15 protein-coding genes are annotated in these 18,312 nt (G+C 74.9%); 10 read left to right on the top strand and 5 right to left on the bottom strand.

Going from position 1 to position 18,312, the window contains the following annotated elements:
* Nucleotides 1–158 precede the first annotated feature (158 nt).
* Both ACQPYD_RS22375 and ACQPYD_RS22370 read left to right on the top strand, forming a co-directional pair.
* A complete protein-coding gene (locus tag ACQPYD_RS22375) occupies nucleotides 159–332 on the top strand; it encodes a DUF397 domain-containing protein (protein ID WP_433697538.1) in 174 nt (57 codons plus the stop codon).
* 474 nt (nucleotides 333–806) lie between these two features.
* Entirely contained in the window at nucleotides 807–1,529 is a 723-nt protein-coding gene (locus ACQPYD_RS22370) for a response regulator (RefSeq protein WP_433697537.1), read from the top strand.
* A gap of 98 nt (nucleotides 1,530–1,627) precedes the next feature.
* Here ACQPYD_RS22370 and cutA read toward each other — a convergent pair whose 3' ends face one another.
* On the bottom strand, nucleotides 1,628–1,957 hold the full coding sequence (gene cutA, locus ACQPYD_RS22365; protein ID WP_433697536.1) for a divalent-cation tolerance protein CutA: 330 nt from the start codon (nucleotides 1,955–1,957) through the stop codon (nucleotides 1,628–1,630).
* 210 nt (nucleotides 1,958–2,167) lie between these two features.
* Between cutA and ACQPYD_RS22360 the strand changes: the two genes are divergently transcribed.
* The gene (locus tag ACQPYD_RS22360; protein WP_433697535.1) at nucleotides 2,168–4,681 is read left to right on the top strand and encodes a DUF1963 domain-containing protein; all 2,514 of its coding nucleotides are present in this window, start codon (nucleotides 2,168–2,170) and stop codon (nucleotides 4,679–4,681) included.
* Nucleotides 4,682–4,799: 118 nt separating this feature from the next.
* Here the strand turns inward: ACQPYD_RS22360 and ACQPYD_RS22355 are convergent, their stop codons facing one another.
* On the bottom strand, nucleotides 4,800–5,699 hold the full coding sequence (locus ACQPYD_RS22355) for an oxidoreductase (RefSeq protein ID WP_433697534.1): 900 nt from the start codon (nucleotides 5,697–5,699) through the stop codon (nucleotides 4,800–4,802).
* 66 nt (nucleotides 5,700–5,765) lie between these two features.
* Between ACQPYD_RS22355 and ACQPYD_RS22350 the strand changes: the two genes are divergently transcribed.
* Both ACQPYD_RS22350 and gcvH read left to right on the top strand, forming a co-directional pair.
* Nucleotides 5,766–6,371 (top strand): TetR/AcrR family transcriptional regulator, encoded by a 606-nt coding sequence (locus tag ACQPYD_RS22350; protein WP_433697533.1) that lies wholly within the window; start codon nucleotides 5,766–5,768, stop codon nucleotides 6,369–6,371.
* Between the two features lie 83 nt (nucleotides 6,372–6,454).
* The gene (gene gcvH, locus ACQPYD_RS22345; protein ID WP_433697532.1) at nucleotides 6,455–6,838 is read left to right on the top strand and encodes a glycine cleavage system protein GcvH; all 384 of its coding nucleotides are present in this window, start codon (nucleotides 6,455–6,457) and stop codon (nucleotides 6,836–6,838) included.
* A gap of 235 nt (nucleotides 6,839–7,073) precedes the next feature.
* On the opposite strand, the gene ACQPYD_RS22340 is transcribed toward gcvH, so the two are convergent.
* Nucleotides 7,074–7,259, bottom strand: a complete 186-nt coding sequence (locus ACQPYD_RS22340; RefSeq protein WP_433697531.1) for a hypothetical protein — start codon at nucleotides 7,257–7,259, stop codon at nucleotides 7,074–7,076.
* A gap of 328 nt (nucleotides 7,260–7,587) precedes the next feature.
* Here ACQPYD_RS22340 and ACQPYD_RS22335 point away from each other — a divergent pair, with 328 nt between their 5' ends.
* Nucleotides 7,588–8,904 (top strand): bifunctional o-acetylhomoserine/o-acetylserine sulfhydrylase, encoded by a 1,317-nt coding sequence (locus ACQPYD_RS22335; protein WP_433697530.1) that lies wholly within the window; start codon nucleotides 7,588–7,590, stop codon nucleotides 8,902–8,904.
* Nucleotides 8,901–10,043, top strand: coding sequence for a homoserine O-acetyltransferase MetX (metX, locus tag ACQPYD_RS22330; protein WP_433697529.1), 1,143 nt, complete (start codon nucleotides 8,901–8,903; stop codon nucleotides 10,041–10,043). Before ACQPYD_RS22335 ends, metX begins: the two co-directional genes overlap by 4 nt.
* A gap of 38 nt (nucleotides 10,044–10,081) precedes the next feature.
* On the opposite strand, the gene ACQPYD_RS22325 is transcribed toward metX, so the two are convergent.
* Together ACQPYD_RS22325 and ACQPYD_RS22320 are read right to left on the bottom strand one after the other, a co-directional pair.
* Nucleotides 10,082–11,053 (bottom strand): aldo/keto reductase, encoded by a 972-nt coding sequence (locus ACQPYD_RS22325; protein WP_433697528.1) that lies wholly within the window; start codon nucleotides 11,051–11,053, stop codon nucleotides 10,082–10,084.
* A 189-nt stretch (nucleotides 11,054–11,242) separates the two neighbouring features.
* Nucleotides 11,243–12,058 (bottom strand): hypothetical protein, encoded by an 816-nt coding sequence (locus tag ACQPYD_RS22320; protein ID WP_433697527.1) that lies wholly within the window; start codon nucleotides 12,056–12,058, stop codon nucleotides 11,243–11,245.
* A gap of 122 nt (nucleotides 12,059–12,180) precedes the next feature.
* Between ACQPYD_RS22320 and ACQPYD_RS22315 the strand changes: the two genes are divergently transcribed.
* From ACQPYD_RS22315 to ACQPYD_RS22305, 3 genes are read left to right on the top strand one after another with little or no spacing between them, the layout of a single operon-like run.
* A complete protein-coding gene (locus ACQPYD_RS22315; protein ID WP_433697526.1) occupies nucleotides 12,181–13,851 on the top strand; it encodes a hypothetical protein in 1,671 nt (556 codons plus the stop codon).
* Nucleotides 13,848–15,176 carry a hypothetical protein gene (locus tag ACQPYD_RS22310; protein WP_433697525.1) on the top strand — a complete coding sequence of 443 codons (1,329 nt, stop codon included), beginning with the start codon at nucleotides 13,848–13,850 and terminating at the stop codon, nucleotides 15,174–15,176. The genes ACQPYD_RS22315 and ACQPYD_RS22310 overlap by 4 nt, the downstream gene beginning before the upstream one ends.
* Nucleotide 15,177: 1 nt before the next feature.
* Nucleotides 15,178–18,282, top strand: coding sequence for a tetratricopeptide repeat protein (locus tag ACQPYD_RS22305; protein WP_433697524.1), 3,105 nt, complete (start codon nucleotides 15,178–15,180; stop codon nucleotides 18,280–18,282).
* The last annotated feature ends 30 nt before the right edge of the window (nucleotides 18,283–18,312 follow it).

The raw sequence follows: 18,312 nt of genomic DNA, 5'->3' as shown, positions 1-18,312 counted from the left end.
TCGGCCCTGCCCGGACAGACGGGTGGGGCCTGCTGTATGCCCGGGGTCGAGGAAGCTCTCACGGGCAGGCCGTTTCGCGGTGGCCCCTGCCGAGCACAGGTCCAGGGAGACGCTTTCAAGCGAGCGAAGCCCGGACATGCTGAGAGAGGCCCTTGACGATGTCGGAGAAGTGGCACAAGTCCAGCTACAGCGATGGTGGCGGTGGCCACTGCGTGGAGGTCAGTGAAGGAGTAACCACTTTGGTGCGCGACACCCGGAACCGGGAGCTGGGGCACCTTCACGTCCCCGCTTCCGAGTGGACCGCGCTGCTGAACACGGTGCGCGGCTGGTAGTACCACCCTCACACAAGCGAAGAACCGCACCCTGCCGTCTGCCCGGGCAGGGGGCGGTTTCCATGTTCAGGAGATCGGTTCACCCACGGGAGGATGCACAGCCACGGCCGAGCGTCCTTCGACGTGCTCGGCACAACCCCTCCGGCCTATGACCACGGCCAATGGCGGATCCGCCTTCCCCGGGGGAACGCGGACAACCTCCGATGTCGCCCACACCCGCGCCACTCGTGAGAAGATAAGACACACCGCCCACCAGGAGGAATCGATGGGTCTCCATTTCTCCCGATCTCCTTTCGCGCCTCTGGTCACCGGCTGGACCTGCACGTACGGCAATCACCTTCACTGCCCCGGGGCTTCGATCCTCGAAAGCCCTTTCTGCGAGGGCTGATGAAAACCCTTGCCCCTTTCGGGGGAAATGTCCGAATGCCCGGAAGGCGACTTCCGGCGGCTGTCTGACAGAAGAAAGGCCCGCCCGTGAGCCCCCACCCCCCCACTCCCGCCGAAATACCTCTCCCGATCGACGACTCCCCCACCCCTTCCGCGCCGATCCGCGTCATGGTCGTGGACGACCACGCGCTGTTCCGCCGCGGCCTGGTCTCGGTCCTGGACGAGGAGGAGGACATCAACGTCGTCGGTGAGGCCGGACGGGGGTCGGAGGCCGTCCGGCTCGCCGCGGGGGTACGCCCCGACGTGGTCCTGATGGACGTGTGGATGCCCGGTTCCAACGGCATCGACGCCTGCTCCCAGATCCGGCAGGCCGCCCCGAGGACCAAGTTCATCATGCTCACCATGAGCGACGAGAACTCGGACCTGTTCGACGCCCTCAAGGCCGGCGCCACCGGGTACCTCCTCAAGGAGATCGCGGTCACCGACATCGCGCGCGCCGTGCGCGCCATCGCGGACGGCCAGTCGTTCATCAACCCGCGGATGGCCAACAAGCTCATCGGGGAGTTCGCGGAGCTGGCCAAGCAGGAGGCCACCCCGCCGTCCGCCCCCGCCATCCCCGACCTGACCCCGCGCGAGACCGAGGTCCTCAAGCTGCTCGCCCGGTCGCTCAACAACCGCGAGATCGGGGAACGCCTGTTCATCACCGAGAACACGGTGAAGAACCACGTGCGCAACATCCTGGAGAAGCTGCAGGTGCACTCCCGCACCGAGGCCGCCATCTACGCGGTGCGCGCCGAGTACGTCAGCTAGGGGCCCGGAGTCGACGGCACAGACGGCCCAGACGGCCCAGACGGCCCAGACCGGCCGGTGTCCGGGGTCGCCGAGGTGTGGGAGCTATCCCGTACCTGTTAGGCGTTGTCGGGGGCTGTCGTAGTCCCGATCCACCGCAGGTAGTCGGGTGAGCCCGCCACGATCGCGGTCGCGACGACCTCGGGGTTCGTCCACGGGTGGTGCTCGACCAGGTGGGCCTCGATCTGGGGGTACCGGTCCGCGCGCGCCTTCAGCAGGAGCTGCCACTCCTGTCCGGTGCCGAACTCGCCCAGGTGCCAGAACACCGACGTGACGGGTCCGACGATCTGCGCGCCGACCGCGAGCTTGGCTGTTACGAGGGATTTCGCCAGCTCCACCGCCTGCTCGCGGGTCCCGGTCGCCGTGGACACCTGGACGTAGTCGGTCATGGCGGGGTCCGTTCCGTCGCGGGGGTTCTCCGGCCAGTCTAGAGTTCATCCCCCTTGCCGAGTCGGCGTCAGCAGATCAGTGTGCGGGAGAAGGCGCGGAAGCGGTCGGCCCTGTGTTCGTCCAGGTGGTGCGGGAGGCGGCATCCGGCCGACCTCGGACGGGTCGCGGTGCCGAACGCTAATGTCACGCCCTGTTCCTAAACTGCCGGCATGCACACATCCGAAGCAGAAATGGCCGATTCGGGCGCCGGCACGGACAGCTCGTCCCGGGTGGCGGCAGCGGTGCGCGACTGCCTCGCGCCGTTGCGGGTCTCGGAGGTCTTCGAGCCGGCGGTCGAGCACGTACTGCGCGGCACCGGTCCGGAGGTCATGGCGGCGTTGCGTGAGCGGCCGACCGGCGCCGACATGGTCGCCAAGCCGGACGTCACCTGGTCGGCCGCGCGGCTGACGGCCGTCGCCGACCTGCATCCCGGCTGGTCGCCGAAGGACGCCGAGGCCGCACGGCTCACGGTCTACCGGACCGCGCGGGCCGACGTCCTCGCCCGGTTCGGGCAGGTGCTGCACGCCGCCACCGACAGGACCCCGGCCTCCGGGGAGCCGTCGTGGCTCCTCGTGCTGGCCGACGACGTGATCCGTGCGTACGGTGCCGCCGGGGCCGACGCCGAGGCCGTCCAGCGGCGGTGGGACCCCCCTATGCTCACCGAGGTCGCCCGGATCGGCGACGCACCCGGCCGGACCCCCGTGCACGCCACCCTGTCGGCGCTGCTGTACGCGGACTCACGCCATTGGGCGTATCGCCGGCACCGGCTTCTGGAGAGCGACGCGGGCATCGCGTTCCTCGCCCGGTACGCCGACGAGCTCGCGGAGGTCGCCACCGGGCTCGCGGACCACGGCCGGAGGTCCGTGCTGCGCCTGTGCGCGCGCAGACCGGAAGCGCACGCCGCCCTCGCCGCCGAGCTGGCGGCCGACACCGACGCGGGCGTCCGCACGGAGGCGCTGGACACCCTGTCCCGGCTCGACGGGCCGCGGCAGGTGGCCCTGCTGCGACAGCACCTGCGGACCGCGTCGCCGGACCGCCTGTCGGACCCCCTGGCCCACCTGGCCGACCTCGACGGCGGCGCCGCGGCGATCGAGGAGGCCCTGGCCGACGGCGGTGACGGGCCGGAGGACCCGGAACGCGACCAGCTGCTGCGCCGGGCCGTCTTCCGGGTACGGGTGCTGAGAGCGGCGGAGGCCGTCGTCCCCGTGCCGCTCGTCGCCGCGCCCCAGGACGCGGACCTCGCGGAGGAACTGCGGGCCCTGGGGGCCGACGGATCCGGCGGAGACCGTTCCTGGCACGGTGTCGAGGGGCGGCTGTCGCTGATGCCCGACGTCCGCGCCCTGCGGGACGCGTACCGCGCCGCCGGGATGTCCGACGCGGACCGGCGGACCGCCGCGCTCCTGGTCACCCGCACGAACCACGCCCGCCGAAAGATCGGCGCCTTCCTGACGCCCGAGGACGCCGGGCGCTGGTGGCCCCTCTTCGCCGAGCGACTCGACCTCGCGGACGAGTACCTCGACGGCGGCGACGGGAAACGGCACCCGGACGAGTCCGCCGTCGACACGAGGACGATGATCCTGACCATCCTCGAACGGTTCCCCGCCGCCCCCGAGGCCCTGGTCCCGCGCCTGACCTCGTTCGCGCTCGGTGCGAACCGCCACCGCCTGGCGGCCCGGCGGGTGCTCGGCGACCACCCGGGCGCCCGGGCAGCGGCGAAGGCCGCGCTGTCGGACGCCGACGAGAAGATCCGCTCGTCCGCCGCGGAGTGGCTCGCGGGGCTGGGCGAGCCGGGAGCGGTGGCGCCGGAGCCCGGCTGGGAGTTCGGTGCGGGGGTGCTCTCCCCGGCGGTGAGGGCCCTGCCCGCGTCCACGCTGTGGTGGCTGGACCGGTTTCGGGAGCAGGCGCTGGACAAGGGGGTTCCGGCGGACGACGTGGACCGGTGGCTCGGGCTGGCCCGTCCGAAGCTGCGGACGGCGCGCGACGGCTCCGGCCCGGTCGTCGGCCGGCTCGGCGGTCCGCTGATGCTCCCGCCGGACGTGCCCACCCCGGCCACGGTGTGGGCCTCAGACGACGCAGACGTCTCCGACGAGTACCAGCTCATCGCGACGCTCGACCTGGCGGCGATCCCGCCGGGCGCCACCGACCTCCCGCTCCCGCCCGACGGCCACGTGCTCCTGTTCGCGAACGTCGAGCTGGACGACGTCGTCCTGCCGGGCGGCGCCGTGTACGTCCCGGCCGGGACGCCGGTCGAGGAACGGGAGGTCTCGCTCGACTACGAGCCCTACGAGTACGACTCCCCCGAGGACCTGGACGAGGAGCTGCGGCGCATCGGCGACCTGCGGCTGACCCCCGGCGTGGGACTGCCCTCCTGCCCTGTCGGGGACGAGGCCCTCGCCCTGCACCCTCACGCGGACACGCTGCAGGAGGTCTGGTCCGAGCAGTCCGACGAGGGGGGCGAGTGGCAGATCGGTGGCTACGCCGCGGACTTCGACGGCTACGGGGACCCGGCGGCCGCCTCGGCGTACTCGGAGGAGGGCGGGCAACGGCCCGGCCCCGAGGACTGGGTCCTGCTAGCGCAGTGGGTCGGGGTCCCGATGGGGATCCTGTACTGGACCATCCCCCGCCAGGACCTCGAGGCGCGCCGCTTCGACCGCGTCGTCGTGCAGATGTACTCAAACCCCTGACCGGCCCGGCTCCTGGGCGCGCGGCCCACCGCGTACGGGTGGGTCGCGCGCGGTGCCACGGCCGGTGCGCCCGTGACCGCGCGCCGGTCGGGGACGCCTCCGGCGCGCCCGCCCCGGTTCAGGCGCCGGGCAGCGGAAGCCGGGGGAAGGCCACCCCCGTCAGGGTTTCGGAGACCTCCCACAGGCGTCGCGCCACCTCGGCGTCCCGCGCCCTCGCCGAGCGGCCGACCAGCTCCGGTGCGCCGCGCCCCTCCAGGAATCCGCCCGGCCCCGCGTAGCTGTCGCCCGGAACCTCCGCCACGGCCGCGTACAGCGTCGGCAGGGCCCCGTCCTCGTCGCTCTGCGCCAGGAAGCGGACCACGGCCTGCTCCACGAGGTGGCGCACGCGCCGCCGCGGGTCGGTCTTCAACAGGTTCGTGGCCGCCAGGCCGGGGTGCGCGGCGGTGGCCGTCACGGGGGAGCCGGCCCGGGTGAGCAGCCTCTGGAGTTCCGAGGTGAACAGGAGGTTGGCCAGTTTGGACTGCGCGTACGCGGCCGTCGCCCGGTACGGCTTGCGCTCCCAGTTGAGGTCCTCGAAGTCGATCGCGCCCGTCTTGTGGCCGTTGGACGAGACCGTGACGACCCGGCCCCGCAGGCGTGGCAGCAGCAGGTTCGTGAGCGCGAAGTGCCCGAGGTGGTTGGTCCCGAACTGCAGCTCGAAGCCGTCGGCGGTGCGTGTCAGCGGCGGGAACATCACCCCCGCGTTGTTGACCAGCACGTCGACGGGCTCGGTGAGGTCCTCGGCGAAGGAGCGGACCGAGGCGAGGTCGGCGAGGTCGAGCCGCCGGACCTCGACGTCGCCCGTCATCGCGTCGGCGGCTTCGCGCCCCTTGTCGACGGTGCGCACGGCGAGCACCACGCGTGCGCCCCTGGCCGCGAGGAGGCGGGCGGCGGCCCGGCCGATGCCGCTGTTCGCGCCGGTGACCACGACCGTGCGCCCCGCCATGGAAGGGATGGCCGAAGCAGAGAATGTTGTCATGGGCTACAAAGTAGCCAGTGAAAACAAAGTAGTCAACGAAAACATGGTCTGCTAGACTCGGGTCCCATGTCAGACCCCAACGAAGAGCGGCCCTACCACCACGGAAACCTCCGGGCCGTCCTGCTCGACGCGGCCGAGCGCTGCCTCCGGGAGCGCGGCGCGGACCAGCTGTCGCTGCGCGACCTCGCCCGGGAGGTCGGCGTCAGCCACGCCGCGCCGCGCAGGCACTTCTCCGACCGGCAGGCGCTGCTGGACGCGCTCGCCGAATCCGGGTTCGCCCAGCTGGACACGGCGCTGCGCGCCGCGCTGGCGGGCGCGGGGGAGGACTTCCCGGCGCGCGTGCGGGTCGCGATGACGGCCTACACCCGCTTCGCGACCGAGAACGCCGCACTCCTGGAGCTGATGTACTCCAGCAAGCACCGGCCGGGGGCGACGCGGGTCATCGAGGCGGCCGAGGCGCCGTTCGGCCTGATGGCCGACCTGATCGAGCGGGGGCAGGAGGAGGGGGTGCTCCGGGCGGGCGACCCCGAGCGCATCGGGCTCGTCCTGTTCGCGACCCTCCAGGGCATCGCCTCGATCATCAACGGCAACTTCGTCGGACCGGACATGCTCGACGCACTCGTGGAGACCGCGGTCGAACAGTTCCTCTCCGGAAACCGCCCGGCGGAGTGAGCCGATCACCCGAAGCGACCACGCGATCTCCCACGGTGCGCGAGCATGGAGTGGCACGTCAGCCGCACCGACGAGGAGAACCCGTGTCCCAGCTGCCCGAGAACCTGCGCTATACCGACGACCACCTCTGGGTGCGCACGGACGGAGACGTCGTGACGATCGGCCTGACCGCTCACGGGCAGGAGCTGCTCAGCGAGATCGTCCTCGTGGAGCTCCCCGGGGTCGGGGACGAGATACAGGTCGGCGGCACGGCCGGGGGAGTGGAGTCGGTCAAGGCCTACAACGACCTCTACGCCTCCGTGGCGGGCGAGGTCGTCGCGGTGAACGAGGCGCTCGTCGAGGAGCCCGGTCTGGTCAACGAGGACCCCTACGGGGACGGATGGGTCTACAGGCTCAGGCCCTCCGAGGCCGGAGCGGTCGACGAACTGCTGGACGCCGAGGTCTACCAGGCGGTCGTCGACCAGTGACCCGCACCCGGCGGCCGACCGGGTCGGCCGCCGAACGCGGTGCCGTGCCGTGGTTCGGCACGAGGACGACGAGGAGGCGCATGCCCCGCGCACGGAGCTCGCGGGTCACCCGCCGAAGCCCGCGAGGCCGCCGGGCCCCGGCGTGAAAGGGGCCGGATCCGCCGCACGGGCGGGGGAGCGCCGGTGCTCGGGGATGCGGTGTCCGGGCCGCGCGCAGGGGGCGGCGGATCAGTGCTCAGTCGAACTCCTCCTCGTACACCACACCCCCGCCGAACAGGCCGGCCTCACGCAACCGGTTCTGAGCCTCCCGGGCCATGTGCGGGCCCAGGTCCTCGTCCTCAGACAGGCCGTGGTCGGCACGGAAGGCCGCTTCCAGCTCGGGGGTCATGGCCGGGTGGACGTCGAACTCGTGGATGGTCATGGTGTCAGCCTAGACCGGGGAAGCCCGCCGAGCGCTCAAGCGCCGGACCTCCGTCATTCCCCCGCCGTCACCGCCCCGGACTCCGTCGTCGGGCGAAGGCCGGGACAGGGCGCCGGTCGGTCCGGGCGGGGTGCGCCATGATCCGAGCTTCCGGCGGCGACTCCGGCGTCGGTTGATCCACTTCCCCTCTTCTGTTGTCGGGGAGCGGGTGGGGGGTGTCCGGAGCCGGGGCGGGGAATTCCCGTCATCCCTGGTCCTCGTGAGGGGAGGGGTGCTAGCCTCCACCTATTCCCTACTTTTCCGATCTGAATTGAATGCAGAGGTGCGCATGACCGCTGAGACCGCCCCCGAGCAGGCCTGGTCCTTCGAGACACAGCAGATCCACGCCGGAGCCGTGCCCGACCCCGCCACCAACGCCCGCGCCACGCCCATCTACCAGACGACGTCCTACACGTTCCGCGACACCCAGCACGGCGCGGACCTGTTCAGCCTCGCCGAACCCGGCAACATCTACACGCGCATCGGCAACCCCACCCAGGACGTGCTGGAACAGCGCATCGCCGCGCTGGAGGGCGGGGTCGCGGCCGTCGCCTTCGCCTCCGGCTCGGCCGCCGTCACCGGAGCCGTCCTCAACCTCGTCGGTGCGGGCGACCACATCGTCTCCAGCGCCCTGCTCTACGGCGGCACGTACAACCTCTTCCACCACACGCTGCCCAAGCTCGGCGTGCGGGTGAGCTTCGTGGAGGACCAGGACGACGCCCGGGCCTGGAGGAACGCCACACGGCCCGAGACCAGGCTGTACTTCGCGGAGTCCCTCGCCAACCCGGGAGGCAACGTCCTGGACGTGGGCCTGGTCGCCGGGGCCGCCCACGACGAGGGCATCCCCCTCGTCGTGGACAACACCGTCCCCACGCCCTACCTGCTGCGGCCGATCGAGCACGGCGCGGACATCGTCGTCCACTCCGCCACCAAGTACCTCGGCGGCCACGGCACCACCGTCGCCGGAGCGGTCGTGGACGCGGGGACCTTCGACTTCGGAGCCCACGGGGACCGGTTCCCCGGCTTCGTGGAACCGGACCCCAGCTACCACGGGCTCCGCTACTGGGAGGCGCTCGGCCCCGGAGCCTACGCCGCCAAGCTGCGCGTCCAGGTGCTGCGCGACACCGGCGCCGCCATCGCCCCGCTCAACAGCTTCCTCATCCTCCAGGGAATCGAGACCCTCTCCCTGCGGATCGAGCGCCACGTCGCCAACGCCCAGGCCCTCGCCGAGTGGCTGGAGTCGCGAGACGAGGTCGAGACGGTGTACTACGCCGGCCTGCCCTCCAGCCCCTTCCACGAGCGCGCCCGGACCTATCTGCCACGGGGCGCCGGCGCGGTCGTCTCGTTCGACCTCCGTGGCGGAGTCGGCGCGGGCCGGGCCTTCGTCGACGGGACCGAGCTGTTCAGCCAGCTCGTCAACATCGGTGACGTGCGCAGCCTCATCGTGCACCCCGCCAGCACCACGCACAGTCAGCTCTCCGCTGAGGAGCAGGCCGGAGCGGGGGTCACCCCGGGCCTGGTCCGCCTCGCCGTGGGGCTGGAGCACGTGGACGACCTCAAGGCCGACCTGGAACTGGGCTTCCGGGCGGCCAAGGCCCACCAGTGACCGTGGCGCCAGGCCGTCCCGCCGCCGGAGGGTGGCGGGACGGCGACCCCGCCGGGGGCAGGAGGTGGGTCCGGCTGGAGGCGCCCCTGCGCCTGGAGTCGGGGGAGACCCTGGCCGGGGTGCGCATCGCCTACGAGACCTGGGGGCGGCCCGATGCGCACGGATCCAACGGGATCCTCGTGCTCCACGCCCTCACCGGGGACTCGCACGTCGCCGGACCCGCGGGCCCCGGACACTCGGAACCCGGCTGGTGGGAGGGCCTGGTCGGGCCGGGCCTGGCGCTGGACACCGACCGGTACTTCGTGGTCGCCCCCAACGTGCTGGGCGGCTGCCAGGGCAGCACCGGTCCCTCCTCACCGAGGGAGGACGGAGGGGCGGGGGCGTGGGGAAGCGGCTTCCCCCGGATCACCCTCCGCGACACCGTCCGGGCGGAGGAGGCGCTGGCCGACGCCCTGGGGATCGACACCTGGGCCGCGGTGGTCGGCGGTTCCATGGGAGGGATGCGCGCCCTCGAATGGGCGGCGACCTTCCCCGAACGGGTCCGCCGGACCCTCGTCCTGTCCTGTCCCGCGGCCACCTCCGCCCGGCAGATCGCCTGGGCCGCACCCCAGCTGCACGCCGTGCGCTCCGACCCGGACTGGCGCGGAGGCGACTACCACGGCACCGGCCGCGCTCCCACCGCCGGGCTGGGGGTGGCGCGCAGGATCGCCCACGTCACCTACCGGGGCTTCGGCGAACTGGAGACCCGGTTCGGACGCGACCCGCAGGACGGGGAGGACCCGGCCGGGGGCGGTCGCTTCGCCGTCGAGTCCTACCTCGACCACCAGGCGTGGAAGCTGGCGCGCCGGTTCGACCCCGCCAGCTACGTGCTCCTGACCGAGGCGATGAACGGTCACGACGTGGGCCGGGGGCGGGGCGGTGTCGCGAAGGCGCTGCGCCGCCTGCCCGCGCGCACCCTCGTGGCGGGGGTGAGCAGCGACCACCTGTACCCGCTGGAGCAGCAGGAGGTCATCGCCCGCCACCTGCCCGTGCCCGGGACGGTGCGGGTGATCGACTCGCCGTACGGGCACGACGGGTTCCTGATCGAGGTCGGCCGGGTGGCCGGGCTGGTCCGCGAACTCCTGGCGGACGGGGGCTGAGGCCGGGACAGGGCGCCCTGTCCCGGCCTCCCGGGACCTCAGGAGGCCCCGGACCCTCCCGGGGCGGAGTCCTCGGACAGCAGCTCGGTCGACTCCTCGTCCAGCCGCAGGTGGTTGACGGCCAGCAGGTCGGTGAGCTGGTCGGTGTTGCGCGCGCTGGCCAGGACCGACGCCACGGCCGGCCGGTCGGACAGCCACGACAGCGCCACCGAGGCAGGGGAGACGCCGTTGCGGGCCGCGACCGCGTCCAGGGCCCCCAGGACCAGCTCGGCGCGCGGGTCGTCCAGGTAGGCGCGGGCCGCGCCCGCGCGCGGGCTGTCGACCTCCGCGCCGCCACGCCGGTACTTGCCGGTGAGGAACCCGCGGGCCAGGCCGAAGTAGGGCAGCAGGGACAGGCCGCGCTCCAGGGCCAGGGGCACCAGGTCCTCCTCGACCCCGCGCTCCATCAGGTTGTAGTGGGGCTGCACGCACACCGGGGCGTGGAGCCCCTGGTCGGCGCAGATGTCCAGCCACTCGCGGATGCGCCCGGGGCTGTGGTTGGACAGGCCGATGTACCGGATCCGACCGTCGTCCACCAGCTCGGAGAACGCCCGCGCGCTCTCCGCGAGCGGGGTCCCGGGGTCGTCGTGGTGCGCGTAGTAGAGGTCGATCACCTCCACGCCGAGCCGGGCCCGGGAGGCGTCCACGGCGGCGTGGACGTTGGCGGCGGACAGGCCCCGGAACTCCGGGTGCCCGCTGACCTTGGTGGCGAGGACCAGGCCCTCGGGGCGGCCGCGCGCCGCCAGCCAGCGGCCGATGACCGTCTCGGACTCTCCTCCGCTGTTCCCCTCGGCCCAGGAGGAGTAGGAGTCGGCGGTGTCGACGAAGTTGCCGCCCCCGGCGACGAACGTGTCGAGGACCTTGAAGGAAGTGCTCTCGTCGGCGGTCCAGCCGAAGACGTTCCCGCCCAGGCACAGGGGGGATACGCGCAGGTCGGTGCGGCCGAGAGGGCGAAGCCGTACGTCGTTCATGCTCACCGTGTTCCGTCGGGTGTGTGGTGCCGCGGACAGGTTAGGCCAGAGCGGGGCGCCGGGCCACCGTTTCCCGGAGAGTGCGCGGAGCGGCCCCGGCCGCCGTGACGGCGCGCCCCGCCACGCGCGGACCCGGCCGGGTCTCCGGTCCCGTCCCGGGCGGAACCGGTCGCGCACGGCCGGCCCGCGTCACCGGACCCCCGGGTTGGCGGGGGTCTGGAGGACCAGCTCCTCCTCCCGCTCGGGAAGGTAGTGCACCGTCAGCACCCGCCCCACCTGCACGCTCACGACCGAGGACGCGGGAAGGACCTTCACGACCGCCGCGTGGAAGAGGCTTCCGTCCGGGCGGGTCACCCCCAGCCCGATCTCCATCTCCGGGTTGCCGTTGAGCAGGCGTCCGGTCGGCCGCACCGAGGAGACGACCCCCTGCGCCCGCACACCGCGCGCCGCGATGTCCAGGTTGCGCTCCGTCGTCAGACCCGCGCGCACCATCACCGCGTTGTAGGCGGCCTGCACCAGGGCCGGGTCCTCCCCGCTGTCCAGGAAGACCGCCCCGGGCCGGTCGTGCCGGTACCGGACCGGCAGCACCGTCCCCGGGACCAGCTCGGCCACCTGGGTGATGTCGACGACGTGCTTGGCCACCGCGGAGAACCGGTGCCCCTCCGGCGTCTCGACGTCCATGCTGATCGCCAGCTGGGGCTGGTCGTTGACGCTCAACCCGGTACGGGCCACCCCGGTGACGGTCCCGATCCCGACGGGGGCGCCGGCCGCCTCCCTGCGGCCCAACCCGCCCCCGAGCCCGCCGAGCGCCGAAGCGACCCCCAGCATCGGCAGCGTGGTGCCCAGCATCACCAGCGCCCCGATCGGCGCCCACATGTTGCGTAGCCACGGGCTGACGAACGCGTCCGGGGGCGCGGTCGCCCCCGCCCAGACGTACCAGCCGACCAGGCCGAGCGCCGCGACCGCCTCGACGAGCACCACCGAACGAACCACCGACCTGCCCATGGATGCCTTCCTCTCACGCTCTCGATGTCCACCGGGACCCATCAAACCCCGCCGCCGCGTCCTACCGATCCCAGGTTCGGACCTGCCGTCGACCGGCGGGGCCGGGCCGGTACCCTCGTCCTGTGCCAGCGACTCCCCTCGGGACGCTCCAGCCCCGGTCCCAGGTCATCGACCGGGCCTGGCGAGCGCTCGGCCCCGGACTGGAACCGCTCAGCGGCCCCGGCGGCGCCCCGCTCACCCGCGCCGTCAAACTCCTCGTCCTCCCGCTCGTCCTGCGCCCCGTCCTGCGCCCGGAACTCGCCGGGGACCTCCTCACCGACGAGGCCGCCGACCTGGCCGCCGGCCTCCTGCGCGAGGACGGGCCGCGACTGGCGGCCGCCGCCGGCTGGTTCACGCTGCTCAAGCGGGTCCGCCGGGCCCTGCGCGTGGTCGGGGGCAACCCGCAGGACCTGTACTTCCAGCGCTGCTACGAGCTCGCCGCCGAGCACGGGGCCCCGCGGCCGCCCGACGCGGAGGAGGTCGCGAGGAAGGTCGTCCTGGAGCTGGCCGCGCGCGACGGCGGGCGCACCGTCGAAGCCCTCAAGGCCCACCTGCGCGATCCCGCGACGGAGAGGTCGGTCGCCGAGGCGCTGTCCCGCGCCTGGGGAGCACGCCCCGTGCCCGCCGCCCCCGGCGCCGTCCCCGAGGCGAACGCGCTCTCCCTCGCGGACACCGTCCTGGACGGTTGCGTACCGGCCGACCGGGCCGCCTCCGGGAACCGCGGCGCCGGGCGCGCCCCCGGCGGCGCCGTCCCCGCCGACGGTCCCCGGCCCCGGGCGCAGGAGCGCGGGGCGGACCGCCGGGACACCGGCGGCGCCGAGCGCGGCACCGCGGAGAGCGCCCTCGCCGCCCTGGTCGGGGACGGCCACGGCACGCGTCTGGGAGCGGCGCTGTGGGCCTCCGGAGCCGTCTCCGACTGGGGACCCGAAGGCGTACCGCCCCACCTGGGACTGAGCGCCGCCCCCCTGCCGCCGCGCCCCGGCGTGGGGAGCACGGCGTCCACCGCGGCCCTGCCGGCGCCCCTGGACCGCACCCTCTACGAAAGGGTCTTCACCGTCCTGAGGGCGCCCGGTCACCACGACCTGCCGCCGGTCCCCGAGCTCGTCGACGCCGAGACCGCGCGCAGCTGCTCGCCGCTCGGCCTGTCCGACGAGTCGCTGCGCGTGGCGCTCCTGGTCGGAGGACGCCTCGCCGCGGGGCTCGACCCGCTCGGCACCGCCCCGGGTCCCACGCGCGCGCACCGCGCCATCGACCGCCGCTGGCGCCGCGAGTCCTCCGTGGCGCGCGCCCGGCGCATGACCGTGTCGCCCTTCGACGCCCCGATCGCCCACGGCACGGGGGCCGGGGGTCCCGGCGCCGGTCTCCCGGACGTCGGGCGGACGGGGGCCGGCGCCCCGGCCGCCGGGCTCCCCGACGCGGAACCCCCGGCCCGCTCGGACGCGGACCGCGCGGCCGCCCCCGCGCCGGACGGCGGGACGCCGAGGACAGGGCCGGCCTCCACGCTGCCCCCGGCCTCCGGCGAGGACCTTCTCGCCGACCTCGGCCGCTCCCTGCGGACCCCGTGGATCGCCTACACCCGCCGCCTGTGGGCGCGCCTGCACGGCCGCGACGCCCACGCGGCCGGGATCGACGGCCCCGCCGAGCTGTGGTCCCTCCTCGACGGCGTCTCCTACTCCGTGCTCATGGACCACCGGGCCCGCGTGCGCGCGGCCCTGCGGACCCTGACCGACACCACCTCCGGGAGCGCGGCATGACCTGGATCGAGGTGAGGGCGGAGGAGGACGGCGTGAGCGTGGCCGTCGAGGGCCGCCTGAGCGTCCCCGAGTTCGGCCGGTCGGTCCTCGACGCGGCCGGCGCGCTCCTCACCTGGCCCGACATCGCCGGGGCGGGCGCAGGCGCCACCGGGATCGCCCCGGGAACCGCCCTCTCCGACGCCGGGGAGGGGGCCGCCCCGTTCGGCGGACCCCGCGCCGACCTCCTCCCCGACGCCCTGGTGGAGTCCGCGCCCGAGGCCCAGACGTGGCTGTGGGCCGTCTACGGGGCCGGGGCGGCGCGCGCCGTGGCGGCCTGCGCGAGCGGCCGGGCGCACGCCCTGCGGGTGGCCGCGGAGCCGGGCGCGCTCGCGCGGGACCTGCACCGGCTGGCCACGGGGCACTGGGCGTCCCGCTGGTGGCCCGCCTCCCACCTGGACGGCGTTCCCGCCCTCGACGCCGACCTGCTCGGACTGGAGCTGGCCGCGCTCTCCCACCGGTGCCAGCAGGTGTGGGACCCGGACGCGGACCCCGCCGCCGACCTGGTCCTCGAACACCGCGCGGGCCTCCGGCCGCTGCTCGACCTGTGGCACGCCCGGCCGGGCGCCGTCTCCGACGTCCTCCGCTCCGTGCGGGCGGTGGCCGACGACGCGGGGCTCGACGTCGACGGCCTCGCCGGACCCGACGACCCCGGGGGCCGCGACGGCTCCGGTCCCACCGGGTGGGCGGCCCCCTTCGCGGGCGGTACCGTCCCCCGTCGGCCGGGCGCCCTCCCGCAGGACCACGCCCTCGCCGCCGGCGGCGCCGCCGGGCCGCCCCCCGGCGCCAGGGTGATGGGACGGGGGACGGGGACCAACGACTGGTGCCGGTACCCGCCCGGGTTCGTGGACGCCTCCGAGGACGCCGTCACCTGGACCGCCTTCGCCCACGGCCCCCGGCGCGCGGTCCTGGTGGAGGCGGTTGCGGGGGAGGCCCGTCCGGCCCCCGGCGTGCGGCCGGTCGCGGAGGTCCGGGTCGGCGCCACCGCCCCCGTGCGGGTGCGCTGCGAGCGCGCGGGGGACGCCTGGGCCGCCCTCGTGCACACCGCCCTGCCGGACACGGCCGCCCCCTCCCCGGACGTCCAGGTGGTCCTGCCGGGGTTCGACCCCGGACCGCAGGACCCCGCCCGCGCCCGCCGGACCCGCGAGGGGCTGCGCGCGCTGGCCCGCCGCCGCCTCACCGCTGCCGGGGTCGCCACCGGGCCGGACGGAGCGGGAGCGGGGGAGGGGATCGGCCCCGCGCCCTTCCTCGCCGAGATCGTCGCGGCCCACACGGAGGAGGACTTCTGACATGGCCCACCCCCACGACCCCTCACGCGTCCCCGCCGGGGACGCTCCCGCCGAGCCCGCCGACCCCCTCGGCCCGGCCGACGCCTCCGCCGGGGACGCCCCCGAGGAGCGCCCCATGGGCTTCGGGGAACCCTTCGACTCGGGGCTGGCCCACAGCGAGGCGCTCCTTGCCGGGAGGGAGCTCGCCGCCGCCGAGGACGTCCTCCTCCAGCTCCTCGACGCGGCCGAACGCCTCCCGGACAGCCCCGACGTGCGGTTCCTGCGGGGACTGCTGCTCACGGACGTGGGCATGGTCCGCTCCGAGCGCGGCGCACCGGGCGACGGGGTCCCCGCCCTGGACGGCGCGCTCGTCCTCCTGCGCGCCGTGGAGCCCCACGCCACAGGCCCCCGCGGCCGCCCCCTGTGGCTGTCCATCCTCCTCAAGGCCCTCCTGGAACGCGCCGAGGCCGCCCGCAGGTCGGGCGACCACCGCACCGCGCACACCCTGCTGGACGAGGCCGACCGCAGGGCCGGGGAACCGTGCGACGACGGCGCACGCCGGGCCGAGCTCGCCGACTCCCGGGCGCGCCTGCTCATGGAGCGCGGCGACTGGGGCGCGGCCGAGGAGCTCCTCACCGCAGCCCTGGCCACCGCCCCCGAGGGCCCGGCCCCCTACCTGCTGACGTCCATGGGCCTGCTCCTGGCGAGCACCGGCCGACCAGACCAGGCCGAGGACCACCTGGACCGCGCCGCCGAGCGCTTCCGCGCGCTCGACCCCGCCGGTGACGAACCGGCCTTCCTCACCGGCCACCGGGGGTTCGCCGCCGTGCGCCGGGGCGACCTCGACGCGGCCGAACGCCTCTACCGCACGGCCTCTGTCGCCCTCGAACGCCAGGGCGACCACGTGTCCCTGGCGGTGTGCGAACAGGCCCGCTCGCTGATCGCGCAGGCCAGGGGATCGGCCGACGCCGCCCGCGAGCTGGCCGCCTCCTCCCTGTCCCGCTTCGAGGACCTCGGGGTGCGCCTGGCGGCGGCGGACGGCCTCGTCGTGACCGCCCGGCAGGCGTTCGAGGCGGGGGACCACCTCGCGATGAAGGACATGTGCGAGCGGGCCCGCGCCGTCTTCGAGGAGATGGGCGCCTACGAGCGGTGCGCCCAGACCGACTTCCTCGTCGCGCGGGCCGTGGACGGGCTGCTGCGGGCGGGCCGCTTCGAGGGACACGAGCGGGAGGCCCTGGACTCCGCGCTGGCCCTGGCGCTCCCCGCGTCCCTCGCCCTGGAGTCCATGCGGGCCGACTTCGCCACCGGGCACGCCCGCGACCAGTGGTCGGCGCTCTCCCGGAGCGCCGTCCGCCTCGTCTTCGAGCTGGCCCTGCTGCGCCGGGACCAGGGGCTGCTGTTCGAGCTGGTGGAGTTCCGCTGCGCCGGAGCCCCGCTGGCCCCCGCGTCCGCGGCGGAGGGGGCCTTCCCCGGGCCGGGGGCCAGGGGATCCCTCGCCCCTCCGGGCCCGGAGGGGCCGGTCCCGCCCCCTTCCGGAGGGGGAGTCGCGGACGTCTCCCTCGCGGCCGGGGGAGGGCAGGACCCGGGCGCCCGGGGCGCCGACGGGGTGAGGGTCGCGCTGCCGCCCCGCGTCCTGATGGGGGAGGGCACCGACCGCACCGCGCTCCAGGAGTACGTCGTCGCGGCCGAGGGCCGGTACCGGCGCAGGGTGACCTCCGACCGGACGGTCGTCGCCACCGCCGGGCCGTCCCCCTCGTTCCCGTATCCGGTGCCGACCGTGCTGGTGCGGCTCGCGGACGCCGGGGACCTGTACATGACCTGGCGGTGGACGCTCGGCGCCCATGGTTTCGGCACCGGGTACGCGCCCGGTGACGACGCGGACGCGGTGACGGCCGAACTCGCCGCCGCGCTGCCCGGCCCCGGAGAGGACGTGGCCGCGGCCCTCGCCGACGGGGCCATGACCGACCCCGCGCGGGAGCGGGACCTCGCCGCCCGGCTGGCGTCGGTCCTGTGGCCGGCCGAGCTCACCGACCAGATCCGCCAGGTGGGGGAGGGGACGGGCGTCCGCCCGCTGGTGCGGGTGCAGCCGTCCCCGCGCACCGGCCAGGTGCCCTGGGAGCTCCTGGCCGTGGACGGCGACCAGCGGCTGCTCGACCTGGCGGACGTGGTGCTGGCGGTGCCGCTCGCCCTCGGGGCGCCGACCGACACCCCACCCGCTCCACCGGCCCCACCCGGAACACCGCCCTCACCGGCTGCGGCCGGGGCGCCCGGCCGTCACGGGCCGGGGGACCACGGGGCCGTCCCGCCCCCCGACCCGGCCGCGCCCACGGGCCGCACCGCGACCGCTCCCGCCGTCCTCGTCCTCGACCCCCGGGTCCCGGGCTTCCGCGCGGACTCACCGCTCGGGTCGGTCCTGGGCAGGCCGGGCACCGACCCCGACCTGCTGGCCCTGGTCCGAGCCCACCGGGACGCGGGCGACATGCTGCCCGCGGTCTCCGCCCCGGAGGAGGCACTGCGCCGCACCGACCAGGACCGGGAATGGCTGGGACGCGCCCTGCGATCGGGCGCCCGCCGCCTGCTCTACGTCGGCCACGTCACGTCCGCCCCGGTGGAGGGCGGCCAGAGCGAGGACGCCCGCCTGCACCTGTGCTGCGGTCCGGAAACCGAGGGGCACGCCGAGGTCGTCCGCTCCCACCGGCCGCTCTCCGCCAAGGACCTGCTCACGGGCGGCGCCGACGGCCGCTCCGGGGCCGAGCTCTGGCCCTCGCCACCCCGGGTGGGGCTCATCGCGTGCGAGAGCGGCGCGGACGCCCGCTTCACCGAGTCCTTCGGGCTGGCATCGGCAGTGCTCCGCAACGGCGCGGACCTGGTCACCTCCGCCCGCTGGGTGCTGCCCACCAACCTCGCCCTGCACCGCTTCGGGAGGGTGCCCCCCGACGAGCGCCCCCTGTCCGCCCTGGTGGCGGCGGTGGACGCCGCCCACGACGCGCCCGACCCCGTACGCGCGCTGGCCGACTGGCAGCGCACCCGGCTGGACCGCTGGCGCACGGCCGGGGACCCCTCCGCGACCCCGCTGATGTGGGCCGCCCTGGTCACCGCCACCGCCGAGCCGCCCCGGGGCCGCTGATCCGGAGAACGCCCCGCCGAACCGGAGCCC

The sequence above is a fragment of the Nocardiopsis sp. CA-288880 genome (assembly GCF_050955985.1).
Classification (GTDB): domain Bacteria; phylum Actinomycetota; class Actinomycetes; order Streptosporangiales; family Streptosporangiaceae; genus Nocardiopsis; species Nocardiopsis tropica.
This window is presented reverse-complemented; position numbering and strand designations above follow the sequence as displayed.

Excerpts from the sequence above, each read along its gene's own strand:
- ACQPYD_RS22355 (WP_433697534.1), bottom strand. The coding sequence starts at position 5,699 with ATGACAACATTCTCTGCTTCGGCCATCCCTTCCATGGCGGGGCGCACG.
- ACQPYD_RS22375 (WP_433697538.1), top strand. The coding sequence starts at position 159 with ATGTCGGAGAAGTGGCACAAGTCCAGCTACAGCGATGGTGGCGGTGGC.
- ACQPYD_RS22340 (WP_433697531.1), bottom strand. The coding sequence starts at position 7,259 with ATGACCATCCACGAGTTCGACGTCCACCCGGCCATGACCCCCGAGCTG.
- ACQPYD_RS22360 (WP_433697535.1), top strand. The coding sequence starts at position 2,168 with ATGCACACATCCGAAGCAGAAATGGCCGATTCGGGCGCCGGCACGGAC.
- ACQPYD_RS22350 (WP_433697533.1), top strand. The coding sequence starts at position 5,766 with ATGTCAGACCCCAACGAAGAGCGGCCCTACCACCACGGAAACCTCCGG.
- ACQPYD_RS22335 (WP_433697530.1), top strand. The coding sequence starts at position 7,588 with ATGACCGCTGAGACCGCCCCCGAGCAGGCCTGGTCCTTCGAGACACAG.
- ACQPYD_RS22305 (WP_433697524.1), top strand. The coding sequence starts at position 15,178 with ATGGCCCACCCCCACGACCCCTCACGCGTCCCCGCCGGGGACGCTCCC.
- ACQPYD_RS22325 (WP_433697528.1), bottom strand. The coding sequence starts at position 11,053 with ATGAACGACGTACGGCTTCGCCCTCTCGGCCGCACCGACCTGCGCGTA.
- cutA (WP_433697536.1), bottom strand. The coding sequence starts at position 1,957 with ATGACCGACTACGTCCAGGTGTCCACGGCGACCGGGACCCGCGAGCAG.
- ACQPYD_RS22310 (WP_433697525.1), top strand. The coding sequence starts at position 13,848 with ATGACCTGGATCGAGGTGAGGGCGGAGGAGGACGGCGTGAGCGTGGCC.
- ACQPYD_RS22320 (WP_433697527.1), bottom strand. The coding sequence starts at position 12,058 with ATGGGCAGGTCGGTGGTTCGTTCGGTGGTGCTCGTCGAGGCGGTCGCG.